Raw genomic sequence first — 15,328 nt, forward strand, 5'->3', positions numbered from 1 at the left:
GGGCGCACGACTCCGCCCCCGCCGCGCCATGCTCTCACAGCCGGCCCGCTGGCCCGGCTCAATGCCGAGGGTCGGCAACGATTTTTCAAACGCGCCCTTCGATGAATTGTTTGTAAGTACACACCCGGTTCCGGCCATGTTGCTTTGCGTGATACAATGCCTTGTCGGCGCGCGCCGCCAAGGTGGTTGGACTGTCGGAGGCACGGTATTCGGCGACTCCGATGCTGACAGTCACATTTACCCCGTTGCTGAAATCATGACCCTCGATGCGCGCGCGTATCCGATTGAAAAGCGCAACCGCATCCTCAATTCCGGTATCGGAGCATATCACGATAAACTCCTCGCCTCCCCAGCGTCCGACCTTGTCCTGAACGCGGACAATAGTGCGAAACTCCTGCGCTATTTCCTTGAGCACGGTGTCGCCCTCGGCGTGACCGTAGGCGTCGTTTACCTTCTTGAAGTGGTCGATATCGAGGATCGCAACAGAGAACCTGTTGCCCTGTCTCTGTGACCGCGCAATCTCCTGTTCCAGAAAACCGTCGCTGAGGCGGCGATTCCAAAGACCGGTCAGACCGTCCTTCGAGGACAGGATTTCAAGATACTCCACCAATCTTGCGTTCTCGTCATTGGCCCCTTTTCGGGCAATTTCATAGAAAAATAGCTGGAGCGTGATAATAACAGGAGTGAGGATCGTGTTTATGGCAACATCAACCTGGGATACCGGCCCCACCGAGACAGTCATATTCCACCAGAACAGCAGGCCGAAGGTCGCGAAAAACAGCAAGACGTAAAGCGCGCCTCGACGGTGGCCCAAAAGAAAAAGCGCCACGCCGGGAAATATTGCAGCCATCATGAAGGTGGACTCGTGCGCCTGACCCATCGCACCCTGGGTTAATAGAAATACAGCGAGTATTGCTGTCGTTAGGTGGGACGCCGCACCGATATCTTTGGTGGTGAACAGGTAGTATATCGTGCCAGAGCAGATAAGCGCGAGAAGCGCCAAGATAAGTGCCCAGTGTCGATCATCTAGTAAGAAAATTTCTATTAGAGCGAATACGGCAAGGAAGCCCAGCGCGAAAAAAAGAAAGATGTAGGAAATGAAAAAGCGGTTGTATTCCGGATCCCTCCGGTTAAGCTCCAAATAGTCATGTATTCTTTCGAGTCGCGACATTTTTCCTGTCCAGTTGCTGTCGTAGTCTTGCGTGAGCGGCGGGTATTTTCACAAACCTCCAACGCATTGGTATGCGGACACCGTCAAAGACTAGGCATAGGGCGTTTCGCCGCCCTGAGTATTCAATGGCTGACAGCACAGTTCATCGCCGATTGGGCGATGAATGGCCTATCCCGATATTGCGATCAGATCGACAGACCAAAAAGCCGCCCCGGATACATCCGGGGTGGGGATGCCGCGTCTGTAAACGGCGGCTTTCCGTCCGAACCGTCATACCGACGGCTCCGGGTATTGTGCGACCCGCGAGGACCATCCGCCCCCGCAGGTCACATAATGCAGGTCACATGAAGGTTACTCCATGCCCTCCACGATCGTATCGGCGCAGGCATCGGCCACATCAGAGCGATACTTCTCGCTCACACTATCGACCCAACCGGCCTCGACCACGAAGTTGTCGCGCTGATAGCGCCGTTCTTCCTTCAGAAGGGCGATCTGTTCAGGCTCCTGTTCGGCCTTGGCCACGCAAAGCGGTGTGAACGCCTGAACGATGGCTGTTTCCGCTCCGGACGCCTGCATCTGGCGGGCCGTTCCGCCCGTCACCCATCCGCCCCAGGCAAAACCGATAACCATCGCGACAATGGCGCCGCCGATGGCGCCCCATACCGCGGGTTTGGTTGCTTCGGGTATATTCATGGTTGGTCACCTTTCCTGTTGTCTCTTGGCTCGCAGAAAATCCGCCGGGAAAGGCGGCAGATTCTGGGCCGGGATGCACTCCGGCATCCGAACAGATTAAGTAACACCAACAAAATTCCGAAACACGACTGTTAATATCGTTTCTGTATACGACGCGCGCGAGGGAGATATCGCAACGCGCGCCTCGTTCATCATGCCCGAAGGCCCGCGCAGCGCCGCATCGGCACCGACGCAATACCGACGTTTTACCGACGTGATACCGAAACGGGTTTTTTCGTGATTTCAGCGCGTTAACCCTGATTCGCCGCGATGTCAGATTTCCTGCACTTCCATCACCCCCGGCAGCGATTTCAGCGCGCCCTTGATCTGCGGCGTGACCGGAAACGACAGGCCGAGATCCATCTCCACCTCGCCCGGCAGATCGGGGCTCATCAGGCAGAAACTCACCGGCCCCCGCGCCCCGGTTTTCACCGCATCCGTCGCCCCCTGAAGGACATTCGCCACCTGCCGCACCGCGCCCGGATCGTCGAGATAGACCCGCAGCCCCGCCGCGCCCGCATCGGCCACGACCGTATCCGCCGGGGCCACCGATCGCGCCAGCAGCTTGAGCTGATCGCTCTCCATCGTGGCCTCCGCCGTGATCACGACCTTCGATCCGGCCTCAAGATACTGCCTTGATTTCTCTAGGGTTTCCGAGAATATCGTAACTTCGTAGGTGCCGGTCGGATCGGAAAGCTGGGCAAAGGCGAAGCGGTTGCCGCGCGCAGATTTTCGCTCCTGCCGCGCCGATACCCGGCCCGCGATCTTGACCACGCAAGGGCCGGACCGCGCCTTCTCGCCCACCTCGTCGAGCGTGAGAACCTGCTTGCGCCGAAGCGCCGGCATGTAATCCTCCAGCGGGTGCCCCGAGAGGAAAAAGCCGATGGCCTTGGCCTCTTCATCAAGCTTTTCGGCCGGCAGCCAGTCATCCACCTGCGCCAGCCGCGGCTCCGGCAGGTCGTCGCCCGCCTCCCCGAAAAGCGACACCTGCGCGCTCGCCCGCTGCTCGAAAATCGCCGCCGAATAGGCCACCAGCGCATCAAGACTCTCCAGCACCCGCCGCCGGTTCCGGTCCAGCTCATCAAACGCCCCCGCCCGCGCCAGCATCTCCAGCGGGCGTTTTCCGACCCGTTTGAGATCCACCCTCCGTGCGAAATCATACAGCGTTGTGAAGGGCTTATCGGCCCCATCGACCTTCCGCCCCTCGGTGACAAGGCGCATCGCCTCGCCCCCCACATTCTTGAGCGCGCCGAGCCCGTAGACCAGCGCCCCGCCGCGGACCGTGAACATCGCCTCAGAGCGGTTCACGCAGGGCGGCACAAAGGGCAGGCCCAGCCCCTTCTTCACCTCTTCGAAATAGACGGCGAGCTTGTCGGTCAGATGAATATCGCAGTTCATCACCCCGCCCATGAACTCCACCGGGTGATTGGCCTTGAGCCACGCCGTCTGATAGCTCACCACCGCATAGGCGGCGGCGTGGGACTTGTTGAACCCGTAATTGGCGAACTTTTCCAACAGGTTCCACACTTCCAGCGCCTTCGCGTCATCGACCCCGTTGGCCTTGGCGCCGTCGATGAATTTCGGGCGCTCCTCGTCCATCGCCTCCCTGATCTTCTTGCCCATCGCCCGGCGCAGCAGGTCCGCACCGCCAAGCGTATAGCCCGCCATCTCCTGCGCGATCTGCATCACCTGTTCCTGATAGACGATGATGCCCTGCGTCTCGTCGAGGATATGGTCGATCGACGGATGCAGCCGGTCGCGTTCGCTCAGCTTGTTCTTGACCTCGCAGTATTTCGGGATGTTCTCCATCGGGCCGGGCCGATAGAGCGCCACAAGCGCCACGATATCCTCGATGCAGTTGGGCTTCATCCGCTTGAGCGCATCCATCATGCCAGAGCTTTCCACCTGGAACACGGCGACCGTTCTGGCCCGCGCGTAAAGCTCGTAAGTCTTTGGATCATCAAGCGGAATTTGCCCTATATCGTTCTCCGCCCCCGCGATCGGCTGATAGATGGTGCTGCCATCGGCGGCCGTATGCAGGTCGCGGCCGGAGGCGTGGATCAGGTCGATGGCGTTCTGGATCACCGTCAGCGTCTTGAGCCCGAGAAAGTCGAACTTCACCAGCCCCGCCTGCTCCACCCATTTCATGTTGAACTGCGTCGCCGGCATGTCGGAGCGCGGATCCTGATAGAGAGGGACCAGCTCATCGAGCGGCCGGTCCCCGATCACCACCCCCGCGGCATGGGTGGAAGCATTGCGCAAAAGCCCCTCCACCTGCATCCCGTATTTCAGAAGGCGGTCCACCACCTCTTCGCTGCGGGCCTCCTCGCGCAGGCGCGGCTCTTCCGAGAGCGCCTTTTCGATGCTCACCGGCTTGACGCCCTCCACCGGGATCATCTTCGACAGACGATCCACCTGCCCATAGGGCATTTGCAGCACCCGCCCGATATCACGCACCGCCGCCTTGGACAGAAGCGCGCCGAAGGTGATGATCTGACCCACCTTGTCGCGGCCATAGACCTCCTGCACATAGCGGATCACTTCTTCGCGGCGATCCATGCAGAAGTCGATGTCAAAATCCGGCATCGACACCCGTTCGGGGTTCAAGAACCGTTCGAACAGAAGGCTGTAGCGCAGCGGATCAAGATCGGTGATGGTCAGCGCATAGGCCACCAGCGACCCCGCGCCCGACCCGCGCCCCGGTCCCACGGGAATGTCGTGATCCTTGGCCCACTTGATGAAATCCGCCACGATCAGAAAGTAGCCCGGAAACCCCATCCCCTCGATGATACCCAACTCGAAATCGAGCCGTTTCTGATACTCCTCCGGCGGCACCGCATGGGGGATCACGGCAAGCCGCTTCTGAAGACCCTCCTTGGCCTGCCGACGCAGTTCTTCCACCTCGTCATCGGCGAATTTGGGCAGGATCGGCGCGCGCCTGTAAGCCATGAAGGCGCAGCGTTTCGCAATCTCCACCGTGTTTTCAATCGCTTCGGGCAGATCGGCGAAAAGCGTCACCATCTCCTGCTGCGACTTGAAATAATGCTGCGGGGTCAGACGCCGGCGCGGCTCCGACTGATCGACATAGGCCCCTTCCGCGATACAGATCAGCGCATCATGCGCCTCGTACATCTCTGATTTGGGGAAATAGACGTCATTCGTCGCCACCAGCGGCAGGCCCATGTCATAGGCCATCTCGACAAAGCCGCGCTCGGTCAGCTTTTCCTTCTCGGGTGGGCCGTATTCGCCGGGATGCCGTTGCAATTCGACGTAAAGCCGGTCGCCGAAAATGCCGTGAAGACGACGCATCAGGTCTTCGGCGGCCGTCTCCTGCCCCGTGCGCAGAAGCCGCCCCACCGGCCCGTCCGGCCCCCCCGTCAGACAGATCAGCCCCGCGCCATGCTGCGCCAATTCCTCTATCGAAACCTGCGGCAACTGCCCGCCCGCATCGAGATACAGGCAGGAATTGAGTTTCATCAGGTTCTCATACCCCTCCTCGCGTTGCGCCAGAAGGACCACAGGGGCCGGGGCGGGGGGAAATCCGCTACGCGCGCCCTTGTCGCCCTCGGGCATGGCGACATCCACCTGACATCCGATGATCGGCTGCACGCCTGCGCCGCTGGCGGCGACAGAGAACTCCAGCGCGCAAAACATGTTATTGCTGTCGGTCACCGCCACGGCGGGCATGCCCGCGCCAGCACATAGCGCCGGAAGCGTCTTGACTGGCACCGCCCCTTCCAGAAGGGAATATTCGGTATGCACACGCAGGTGGATGAATCGGGGATCATTGCTCATGACCGCAGGCTATCGGAGTGCGCGGGGCAATGGAATCCCATTCGCGCCCATGGGCCCCGCGGATTCATTTTCAGCCAAGGCCACAACACTTTCAACAATACGTTGAAAATTCCGGTCCCTCAACGCCCTGACGTAAAAGGGTTTTCGCCAGTTACATAACGCCCGGATTTTCCGCAACCCCCCGTTTTCACGGGCTTTCCCGGGACATTTTCCTTGCCAATACGACAGGGTGATCCCTATCGTCGTCCGGGTCGAAACGGAGCTGTGCAACGCATCGCGACGAGATGCCATTCCACAGAGCCGGGCACAGAAAAGGACGACAGACCGCACCATGAATATCAGCTTCCATCTCAATGGCGACCCGGTCACGCTGCGCGATCCCGCGCCTACCGCGACCCTGCTCGACTGGCTGAGGACGACACGCTGTCTGACCGGCACGAAAGAGGGCTGCAATGAGGGGGATTGTGGCGCCTGCTCCGTCATCGTTCAGGACGATCGCGGCACACAGGCGCTCAATGCCTGCATCCTGTTTCTGCCGCAGCTTCACGGCAAATCGGTCCGCACCGTCGAAGGCATCGCCGCGCCCGATGGCACGCTGCATCCGGTGCAGCAGGCGATGATCGATCACCATGGCTCTCAATGCGGGTTCTGCACGCCGGGGTTCATCGCCGCGATGACCGCCGCCCACGCAAACGGAGCGACCGATCACGACGATCAGCTTGCGGGCAACCTGTGCCGCTGCACCGGCTATGCGCCGATCATACGCGCGGCAGAGGAGGCGGCGACAAGGCCGGTGCCCGATCATATCGCGGCCCACCCCGCGTCCGACCTGCCGGACACGGAACCGGCCATGCTGCCCCGCTCCTCGGCAGAGCTGGCCGGGCTCTACGCCGCCCACCCCGAAGCGACCCTTGTTGCGGGCGCCACCGATGTGGGGCTCTGGGTGACGAAGCAGTTGCGCGATCTCGATCCGCTGATCTTCCTGCACCGCTGCGACGATCTTCGGGACATCACGGTGGATGACGAGACGATCACCATCGGCGCGATGGTCAACATGAACGACTTGCGCGCCGCCCTCGCGCCGCTGCACCCTTCCTACGCCGAGATGCTGCGCCGCTATGCCTCGCAGCAGATCCGCGCCGCCGCCACGCTGGGCGGCAATATCGCCAACGCCTCTCCCATCGGGGACAACCCGCCCGCGCTTATCGCGCTGGGGGCCACCCTGCACCTGCGCCACGGCGAGGCGCGCCGCACCCTCCCGCTGGAGGAGTTCTTCGTCGACTACGGCAAGCAGGACCGCGCCCCCGGCGAGTTCGTGGAAAAGGTAACGATCTCCCGCCAGCCCGACCGCCTGCGCGTCTACAAGCTCTCCAAGCGGTTCGATCAGGATATTTCCGCTGTCCTTGGCGCCTTCAACATCACGGTGGAGGATGGCACCGTCACCGCCGCGCGCATCGCTTTCGGCGGTATGGCCGCCACGCCCAAGCGCGCCGCGCATGTGGAGGCGGCGATTACCGGCCAACCCTGGTGCGAAGAGACGATCGCCGGCGCATGGGATGCCTGGGCAGAGGATTTCTCGCCACTTTCGGACATGCGCGCCTCCGCCCGTTACCGGCTCGATGCCGCGCGCAACATGCTCACCCGCTGCCTTCTGGACGATCTGGGCGCGCAAACCTCTGTGCTGGAGGTGTCGGCATGAGCGTCGCACGTCCCCTTCCGCACGACGCCGCGCCCCTGCATGTCACCGGCGCGGCCCGCTATGTCGACGACATCCCCGCCCCGGCGAACGCGCTGCATCTGGCCTTCGGGCTGGCGACCATCGCACGCGGGCGCATCGCGGGAATGGATCTCGACGCGGTGCGCGCCGCCCCCGGCGTGAGGGATGTGCTCACCGCCTACGATCTGCCCTTCGACAACGATGTGTCCCCCTCGCTGCACGACGAGCCGCTGCTGAGCGACGGAACCATCCATTACCTCGGCCAGCCGCTGTTTCTGGTGATCGCGGACAGCCACCTTGCGGCCCGCCGCGCCGCGCGCATGGGCGTGATCAGCTATGAGGAGGAAACGCCACTTCTGACGATAGAAGAGGCTCTCGCCGCCGACTCGCGGTTCGAGGAAGGCCCCCGCATCTATCAGAGCGGCGATACCGATGCCGCCATCAAGGACGCCCCCCACCGGATCGAGGGCCGGATGGAGCTTGGCGGACAAGAGCATTTCTACCTCGAAGGGCAGGCCGCGCTTGTCCTGCCGCAGGACAACGGCGATGTCGTCGTCCACTCCTCGACCCAGCATCCCAGCGAGATTCAGCACAAGGTGGCCGATGCCCTCGGCCTGCCGATGCACGGCGTGCGGGTGGAAACCCGACGCATGGGCGGCGGCTTCGGCGGCAAGGAAAGCCAGGGCAACGCGCTGGCCTGCGCCTGCGCTGTCGCCGCCGCGCGCACCGGACGGCCCTGCCGGATGCGCTATGACCGCGACGACGACATGGTGATCACCGGCAAGCGCCACGATTTCCGCATCGACTACCGCGCCGGGTTCGACGACGACGGCCGCCTGCTCGGGATAGAGTTCACGCAATATGTGCGCTGCGGCTGGGCGCAGGATCTGTCGCTGCCGGTGGCAGACCGGGCCATGCTGCACGCCGACAACGCCTATCACCTGCCCAATGCCCGGATCGTCTCGCACCGGATGAAAACCAACACGCAGTCGGCCACCGCTTTTCGCGGCTTCGGCGGCCCGCAGGGCATGGTCGGGATCGAGCGGGTGATGGATCACGTCGCCCACACCCTCGGCCGCGACCCCTTTGAGGTGCGGCGCGCGAATTTCTATGCCGACCGCGCCACCCGAAGCGCACCGCAGCGCACCCCCTACGGCCAGACGGTCGAGGATGGCATCATCAACGCGCTGACGGACGATCTCGCCACCCGCGCCGATTTCGCCGCGCGCCGCCGCGCGGTGGACGACTGGAACGCCGCCAACCCGATCCTCAAGAAGGGGATCGCTCTCACCCCGGTGAAATTCGGCATCTCCTTCACGCTGACCCATCTCAATCAGGCCGGCGCGCTGGTGCATGTCTATCAGGACGGCTCGGTGCAGCTCAATCACGGCGGCACCGAGATGGGACAGGGCCTTTACCAGAAGGTCGCGCAGGTCGCCGCCGCGCGGTTCGGCCTGCCGCTCGGCGCGGTGCGCATCACCGCCACCGACACCGGAAAGGTGCCCAACACCTCCGCCACCGCCGCCTCCTCCGGCTCCGATCTCAACGGCATGGCGGTCAAGGCGGCCTGCGACACCATACGCGAGCGTATGGCCACCTGCCTTGCCGAACGCCATCAGGCCAAACCCGGTGAGGTGATCTTCGAGGAGGGAGAGGTGCGCATCGGCGGCGAAACCCTGAGCTTCGCGCTGGCGGCCAAGATCTGCTACGAGAATCGCGTCAGCCTGTCCTCCACCGGCTTCTACAAAACCCCCTCCCTTGCATGGGACCGGATCAAGGGCGAGGGGCGACCGTTCTTCTATTTTGCCTATGGCGCCGCGATCACCGAGGTGGTCATCGACACGCTCACCGGAGAGAACCGCATCCTGCGCTGCGACATCCTGCATGACGTGGGAAGCTCGCTGAACCCCGCGCTCGACATCGGCCAGATCGAGGGCGGCTACGTGCAGGGCGCGGGCTGGCTCACGACAGAGGAACTCGTCTGGGACGGCAAGGGGCGGCTGACCACCCACGCGCCCTCCACCTACAAGATCCCGGCCTGTTCCGACCGACCGCGCATTTTCAACGTCGCCCTCTACGACAACGAAAACGCCGAAGAGACGATCTATCGCTCCAAGGCGGTGGGGGAGCCGCCGCTTATGCTCGGTATTTCCGCGCTCATGGCGCTGTCGGATGCCGTCGCCGCCTGCGGCGCTGGCTATCCTGCGCTCGACGCGCCCGCCACGCCGGAACGCATCCTTGCCGCCGTGCAGCGTGTGATGGGGGGCACCTGATGTTCGACCGCGCCGCCCTGTCCCGCGCCGTGGCCGCGCATGGCAGCGTCGCGCGTGTCGTCATCGCCTCGGTCAAGGGGTCCGCTCCGCGAGAGGCGGGCACCGCGATGCTCGTCTGGGACACGGGGTTTTCCGGCACCATCGGCGGCGGACGGCTGGAGTATGAGGCCCTTGCCAAGGCCCGCGAGCAACTGGCCGAGGGCACGCAAACCCGCCTTTCGCGCATGGCGCTTGGCCCGGCGGTCAACCAGTGCTGCGGCGGCGCCGTCACGCTGGTGACAGAGTGTTTCGACGCCGCGCGACTTGCCGGTTTACCCGAGGCGGCCCATTTCGCCCGCCCGGTCGATTCCGGCGCGCAGGGACTTCCCAATACCGCCGCCCGCGCGATCACCCGCGCTGAAAAAACAGGCACGCCCATGCCTACCATCCTGTCGGGCGGGTGGCTGATAGAACCGTTCGCGGCATTGGCCCGGCCGGTCTATATCCACGGGGCGGGCCATGTGGGCCGGGCGCTGGCGCAATGCCTCGCGCCGCTGCCGGGGATCGAAACGCATCTCGTGGACAGCCGTGAAGACTGGCTTTCCGGCCTTCCCGAAAACATCGTCATCCACCGCGACCAACCCGCCGAAGCGGTCATCGCCGCCGCTCCGGACACCGCGTGGCACTACATCATGACCCCCGACCATGACGCCGACCTCGCGCTTTGCCATATGCTGCTTCAGCGTGATTTCGCCTTTACGGGGCTGATCGGATCGGCCACCAAATGGGCACGCTTCCGCTCCCGCCTGCGGGCGCTTGGCCATGGCCCGGATCGGATCGCCCGCATCACCTGCCCGATCGGGGATCCGGCGCTTGGCAAACATCCGCAGGCAATCGCCATCGGAATCGCGGCCGATCTGCTCAATACCCGCGCTGCCCGCAGCGCCAACAGGGAACAAACCGCATGACAGGGACATTGCTGCGCATCGAGGGGTTGACCAAGGCCTATCCCGGCGTCGTCGCCAATGACGATGTGAGTTTCGATATCGCCGAAAAGGAGATTCACGCGCTTCTGGGCGAAAACGGCGCCGGCAAATCAACGCTGGTGAAGATGATCTACGGGCTGGTCAAACCCGACAGCGGGACCATGACGTGGCGGGCAGAGCCCTTTACCCCCGCCGATCCGCGCGCCGCACGCGCCGCTGGCGTCGGCATGGTGTTTCAGCATTTCTCACTGTTCAACGCGCTCAACGTCGCCGAGAACGTGGCGCTTGGGATGGAGAACCCGCCCCCCATGCGCGATCTGGCCGCCCGCATCCGCGACGTGAGCGAAACCTACGGCCTGCCGCTCGATCCCTTCCGCACGGTGGGCGATCTGTCCGCCGGGGAGCGTCAGCGGGTCGAAATCATCCGCTGCCTGCTGCAAGACCCCAAGCTGCTGATCATGGATGAGCCAACGTCGGTTCTCACCCCGCAGGAAGTCGAGATCCTGTTCGAGACCCTGCGCAAGCTCCGGGCGGAGGGCACGTCGATCCTCTATATCTCCCACAAGCTCGAAGAGATCCGCGCGCTCTGCGATGCCGCGACCATCCTGCGACTGGGCAAGAACGTCGGCACCTGCGTGCCGAGCGACACCACCGCCCGCGACATGGCCGAGATGATGGTGGGCGGCACGCTTCAGACCCCGACCCGCACCGCCCGCGACGATGGCGATGTCGTGCTCGATGTCACCGGGCTGTCGCTGAAACCGGCCAACCCCTTCGGCACCACGCTCAAGAACCTTCATTTCACCGTCCGCGCGGGCGAAATCCTCGGTCTTGGCGGGGTGGCGGGCAACGGGCAGGACGAATTGCTGGCCGCCCTCTCGGGCGAGGCGCTCACCGAGAAGAACGCCATCAAGGTGCGCGGCGAGTCCATCGGCCATCTTGGCCCGAACGCACGCCGCGCACGGGGCATTCTCGCCGCCCCCGAGGAACGGCTCGGCCATGCCGCCGCGCCGGACATGGACCTTTCGGAAAACGCGCTTCTGACCGGCGCGATCCGCAAGTCCCTGACATCGCGCGGCTTTGTCAACTGGCCCGCGGCCCGCGACTTCGCCGACGAGATCATCTCCGCCTTCGATGTGCGCACTCCCGGCCACCACGTCGCCGCCCGCGCGCTGTCTGGCGGCAACCTGCAAAAATTCGTCATCGGCCGCGAGATTCTTCAGGACCCGGACGTGCTTGTAGTCAATCAGCCCACATGGGGCGTCGACGCCTCCGCCGCCGCCGACATCCGGCAGGCGCTTCTCGATCTCGCGGCCAGGGGCACCGCGATCCTGTGCATCTCGCAGGATCTTGACGAGCTGATGGAAATATCCGACCGCTTCGGCGCCCTGAATGAAGGACGGCTGTCGGACATCCGCCCCGTCTCCGAACTCAGCATCGAAGAGGTTGGCCTGATGATGGGCGGCGCCCACGGAATGGAAGTCGCCCATATCCACGAAGAAGAACAAGAGGCAGGCGCATGATCAGACTTGAACGCCGTCCGCAGCCATCGCGCCTGTGGTCCTACCTCACCCCGGTCATCGCGGTCATCGTGACCATGATCGCGGGCGGGCTGCTCTTTGCGGCGCTTGGCAAGAATCCGGTGGAGGCGATCCGCACCATCTTTTGGAACCCGCTGTTCGGGGAGTTCGCATTCTACTACCGCCCGCAGCTTCTGGTGAAGGCCGCGCCGCTGGTGCTCATCGCCATCGGGCTGTCGCTCGGCTTCAGGGCCGGGATCTGGAACATCGGCGCCGAGGGGCAGTATATCGTCGGCGCGCTCTGCGGCGCCGGGGTGGGGCTGGCCTTCCACCCGACCGAAAGCGTGCTGATCTTCCCGCTCATGGTGATCGCGGGCGGGCTTGGCGGCTGGGCCTGGGCGATGATACCGGGACTGCTGAAGGTGCGCTTCGGCACGAACGAGATCCTCGTGTCGCTGATGCTGGTCTATGTGGCCGAACAGCTTCTGGCCTCCATGGCACTCGGGCTGATGAAGAACCCCGAGGGCCACGGATTTCCCGGCTCCCGCAACCTGAGCGATTACGCCAGCGCGACAAGCTGGATCGATCAGGACATCGGGCTGCACTGGGGCATGGCGGCGGCCTTCATCGCGGTGATCCTCGCCTATGTTTTGCTCAACCGGCATATCCTCGGATTCAATATCCGCCTGTCGGGCGAGGCGCCGCGCGCCGCGAAATTCTCCGGCGTGGCGCCCGCGCGGCTCATCCTCTTCTGCCTCGGCACCTCCGGCGCGCTGGCCGGGCTGGCCGGCATGTTCGAGGTGGCGGGCCCGTCTGGGCAGGTCTCCATCGACTTCAATGTGGGCTATGGCTTTACCGCCATCATCGTCGCCTTTCTTGGCCGCCTTCATCCCGTGGGCATCCTTCTGGCCGGGCTTTTGATGGCGCTCACCTATATCGGCGGCGAGATGGCGCAATCTAATCTCGGTCTGCCCGCCGCGGCGATTCAGGTGTTTCAGGGGATGCTTCTGTTCTTCCTTCTGGCGCTTGACGTGCTCACGCACTTCCGTATCCGACTGTCCGCAAGGAGGACCGCCTGATGGACCTGTCCGCAATCAATCCCGTTCTTCTGATCGCGTCCCTGATGGTGGCCGCCACGCCTCTTCTGCTCGCCTCCGTCGGGGAGCTGGTGGTCGAACGTTCCGGCGTTCTCAACCTCGGGGTCGAGGGAATGATGATCACCGGCGCGATCTGCGGCTTCGCCATTTCGGTCGAAACCGGATCTCCGTTCACCGGCTTTCTCGCCGCGATGGGGGGCGGCGCGCTTCTGTCACTACTCTTTGCCTTCCTGACGCAATTCGCGCTGGCCAATCAGGTCGCTTCGGGCCTCGCGCTCACTCTTTTCGGCCTCGGTCTCTCTGCGCTCATGGGGCAGGGCTACGTGGGGATTAAACCCCCCGCCACGCCCCGGCTCGACATCCCGCTGCTGAGCGATATTCCCGTCCTCGGACGTATCCTCTTTTCGCACGATCTCGTTCTCTATTTCGGTATCGCCCTCACCGCCGTCGTATGGGTGCTGCTGAAATACACCCGCGTCGGGCTGATTTTGCGCGCGGTGGGCGAAAACCACGACGCCGCCCATGCCCTCGGCTTTAGCGTCGTGGGGGTGCGCGTGGTGGCGATCATGTTCGGCGGCGCTTGCGCGGGCCTTGGCGGCGCCTACATCAGCCTGATCCGCGTGCCGCAATGGACCGAAGGCATGACCGCCGGCATCGGCTGGATCGCGCTGGCGCTCGTCGTCTTCGCAAGCTGGAAACCGTGGCGCGTTCTGCTCGGTGCCTATCTCTTTGGCGGCATTAGCGTTCTTCAGCTCAATCTTCAGGCGGCTGGTATTGCCATTCCGGTCGAATACTTGGCAATGTCGCCCTATATCGTCACCATCCTAGTGCTGGTGAGCCTTTCCGCGGACAAGAGCCGGGCACCCGCTTCTCTTGGCCGTATTTTCCACGCCTCGCAATAGGGGCCAAACCAGAACCATCAACAGGGGGAGTTCCCAAATGAGACTGAGTAAAATCCTGACCGGCGCCACGCTGGCGCTCGGGCTGGCCACCGGCGCCGCGGCGCAGGACAAGACCAAGGTCGGCTTCATCTACGTCGGCCCGATCGGCGACGGCGGCTGGACCTATGAGCACGACAAGGGCCGCCTCGCGGTCGAAGAGCATTTCGGCGATCAGGTCGAAACCGTCTATCAGGAGAGCGTGCCCGAGGGTGCGGATGCCGAACGCGCGATCACCCAGATGGCGCTTCAGGGGGCTGACCTGATCTTCACCACCTCTTTCGGCTACATGGATCCCACGATCAACGTGGCCAAGAAATTCCCGGATGTGAAATTCGAACACGCGACCGGCTACAAGCAGGCCGAGAACGTAAGCACCTATTCCGCCCGCTTCTATGAGGGGCGCGCCGTGCAGGGCCATATTGCCGGGCAGATGACCGACTCCAATATCGTCGGCTACATCGGCTCCTACCCGATCCCGGAAGTGATCCGGGGCATCAACTCCGCCTTCATTCACGCCCGCAAGGTCAACCCGGACGTGGAGTTCAAGATCGTCTGGGCCTACACGTGGTTCGACCCGGCCAAAGAGGCCGACGCCGCCTCGGTGCTGATCGAACAGGGCGCTGACGTGATCCTGCAGCACACCGATTCCACCGCGCCGCTTGCCGCCGCGGAAAACGCGGGCGACGTGATCGGCTTCGGACAGGCGTCCGACATGGCCGAATACAAGCCCAGCCCGCGCGTCTCGTCGATCATCGACAACTGGGCCCCCTACTATATTGACCGGGTGCAGGCTGTCATCGACGGCACATGGGAAAGCCAGGATATCTGGCACGGTATCGACGAAGGCATGGTTGGCATTGGCGAGATCACCGACGCCGTGCCCGACGACATCAAGGCCAGCGCGCTGGAGCTGAAAGACTCCATCGCAAGCGGCGACTATCACCCCTTCACCGGCCCGATCAACAAGCAGGACGGCTCGGCCTGGCTGGCAGAGGGTGAAGTGGCCGACGACGGCACGCTTCTGGGCATGGACTTCTATGTCGAAGGCATCGAGGGCAAGATCCCCGAATAATCCTCACCCAACCGCACATCGAAAGGCCCGCCCTACCGGCGGGCC

At 63.4% G+C, this 15,328-nt stretch carries 10 protein-coding genes; 7 read left to right on the forward strand and 3 right to left on the reverse strand.

What is annotated here, in order from left to right; genetic code table 11:
- Window positions 1–85: 85 nt before the first annotated feature.
- The 3 genes from BMW66_RS09895 to dnaE form a co-directional block, all read right to left on the reverse strand.
- On the reverse strand, window positions 86–1,171 hold the full coding sequence (locus BMW66_RS09895; RefSeq protein WP_093117973.1) for a GGDEF domain-containing protein: 1,086 nt from the start codon (window positions 1,169–1,171) through the stop codon (window positions 86–88).
- Window positions 1,172–1,522: 351 nt separating this feature from the next.
- Window positions 1,523–1,864, reverse strand: coding sequence for a hypothetical protein (locus BMW66_RS09900; RefSeq protein ID WP_093117975.1), 342 nt, complete (start codon window positions 1,862–1,864; stop codon window positions 1,523–1,525).
- Window positions 1,865–2,176: 312 nt separating this feature from the next.
- Entirely contained in the window at window positions 2,177–5,698 is a 3,522-nt protein-coding gene (gene dnaE / locus BMW66_RS09905; protein WP_093117977.1) for a DNA polymerase III subunit alpha, read from the reverse strand.
- Window positions 5,699–6,029: 331 nt separating this feature from the next.
- Here dnaE and xdhA point away from each other — a divergent pair, with 331 nt between their 5' ends.
- Genes xdhA through BMW66_RS09940 form a run of 7 tightly spaced genes read left to right on the forward strand, consistent with a single transcriptional unit; the run spans window position 6,030 to window position 15,283 of the window.
- A complete protein-coding gene (gene xdhA, locus BMW66_RS09910; protein ID WP_093117979.1) occupies window positions 6,030–7,397 on the forward strand; it encodes a xanthine dehydrogenase small subunit in 1,368 nt (455 codons plus the stop codon).
- A complete protein-coding gene (gene xdhB / locus BMW66_RS09915) occupies window positions 7,394–9,688 on the forward strand; it encodes a xanthine dehydrogenase molybdopterin binding subunit (protein WP_093117981.1) in 2,295 nt (764 codons plus the stop codon). Before xdhA ends, xdhB begins: the two co-directional genes overlap by 4 nt.
- Window positions 9,688–10,635, forward strand: a complete 948-nt coding sequence (gene xdhC, locus BMW66_RS09920; RefSeq protein WP_175483208.1) for a xanthine dehydrogenase accessory protein XdhC — start codon at window positions 9,688–9,690, stop codon at window positions 10,633–10,635. Before xdhB ends, xdhC begins: the two co-directional genes overlap by 1 nt.
- Window positions 10,632–12,176: an ABC transporter ATP-binding protein gene (locus tag BMW66_RS09925; protein ID WP_093117985.1), complete on the forward strand. Its 1,545-nt coding sequence runs from the start codon at window positions 10,632–10,634 to the stop codon at window positions 12,174–12,176. Before xdhC ends, BMW66_RS09925 begins: the two co-directional genes overlap by 4 nt.
- Window positions 12,173–13,252 carry an ABC transporter permease gene (locus BMW66_RS09930; protein ID WP_093117987.1) on the forward strand — a complete coding sequence of 360 codons (1,080 nt, stop codon included), beginning with the start codon at window positions 12,173–12,175 and terminating at the stop codon, window positions 13,250–13,252. Before BMW66_RS09925 ends, BMW66_RS09930 begins: the two co-directional genes overlap by 4 nt.
- Window positions 13,252–14,172 carry an ABC transporter permease gene (locus BMW66_RS09935; protein ID WP_093117990.1) on the forward strand — a complete coding sequence of 307 codons (921 nt, stop codon included), beginning with the start codon at window positions 13,252–13,254 and terminating at the stop codon, window positions 14,170–14,172. The genes BMW66_RS09930 and BMW66_RS09935 overlap by 1 nt, the downstream gene beginning before the upstream one ends.
- Window positions 14,173–14,209: 37 nt before the next feature.
- Entirely contained in the window at window positions 14,210–15,283 is a 1,074-nt protein-coding gene (locus BMW66_RS09940; protein ID WP_093117992.1) for a BMP family ABC transporter substrate-binding protein, read from the forward strand.
- The last annotated feature ends 45 nt before the right edge of the window (window positions 15,284–15,328 follow it).

This window comes from Salinihabitans flavidus (assembly GCF_900110425.1).
Classification (GTDB): domain Bacteria; phylum Pseudomonadota; class Alphaproteobacteria; order Rhodobacterales; family Rhodobacteraceae; genus Salinihabitans; species Salinihabitans flavidus.

What these genes read in the sequence shown, in the direction of transcription:
- BMW66_RS09895 (WP_093117973.1), bottom strand. Translation starts at nt 1,171, where the DNA reads ATGTCGCGACTCGAAAGAATACATGACTATTTGGAGCTTAACCGGAGG.
- BMW66_RS09900 (WP_093117975.1), bottom strand. Translation starts at nt 1,864, where the DNA reads ATGAATATACCCGAAGCAACCAAACCCGCGGTATGGGGCGCCATCGGC.
- dnaE (WP_093117977.1), bottom strand. Translation starts at nt 5,698, where the DNA reads ATGAGCAATGATCCCCGATTCATCCACCTGCGTGTGCATACCGAATAT.
- xdhA (WP_093117979.1), top strand. Translation starts at nt 6,030, where the DNA reads ATGAATATCAGCTTCCATCTCAATGGCGACCCGGTCACGCTGCGCGAT.
- xdhB (WP_093117981.1), top strand. Translation starts at nt 7,394, where the DNA reads ATGAGCGTCGCACGTCCCCTTCCGCACGACGCCGCGCCCCTGCATGTC.
- xdhC (WP_175483208.1), top strand. Translation starts at nt 9,688, where the DNA reads ATGTTCGACCGCGCCGCCCTGTCCCGCGCCGTGGCCGCGCATGGCAGC.
- BMW66_RS09925 (WP_093117985.1), top strand. Translation starts at nt 10,632, where the DNA reads ATGACAGGGACATTGCTGCGCATCGAGGGGTTGACCAAGGCCTATCCC.
- BMW66_RS09930 (WP_093117987.1), top strand. Translation starts at nt 12,173, where the DNA reads ATGATCAGACTTGAACGCCGTCCGCAGCCATCGCGCCTGTGGTCCTAC.
- BMW66_RS09935 (WP_093117990.1), top strand. Translation starts at nt 13,252, where the DNA reads ATGGACCTGTCCGCAATCAATCCCGTTCTTCTGATCGCGTCCCTGATG.
- BMW66_RS09940 (WP_093117992.1), top strand. Translation starts at nt 14,210, where the DNA reads ATGAGACTGAGTAAAATCCTGACCGGCGCCACGCTGGCGCTCGGGCTG.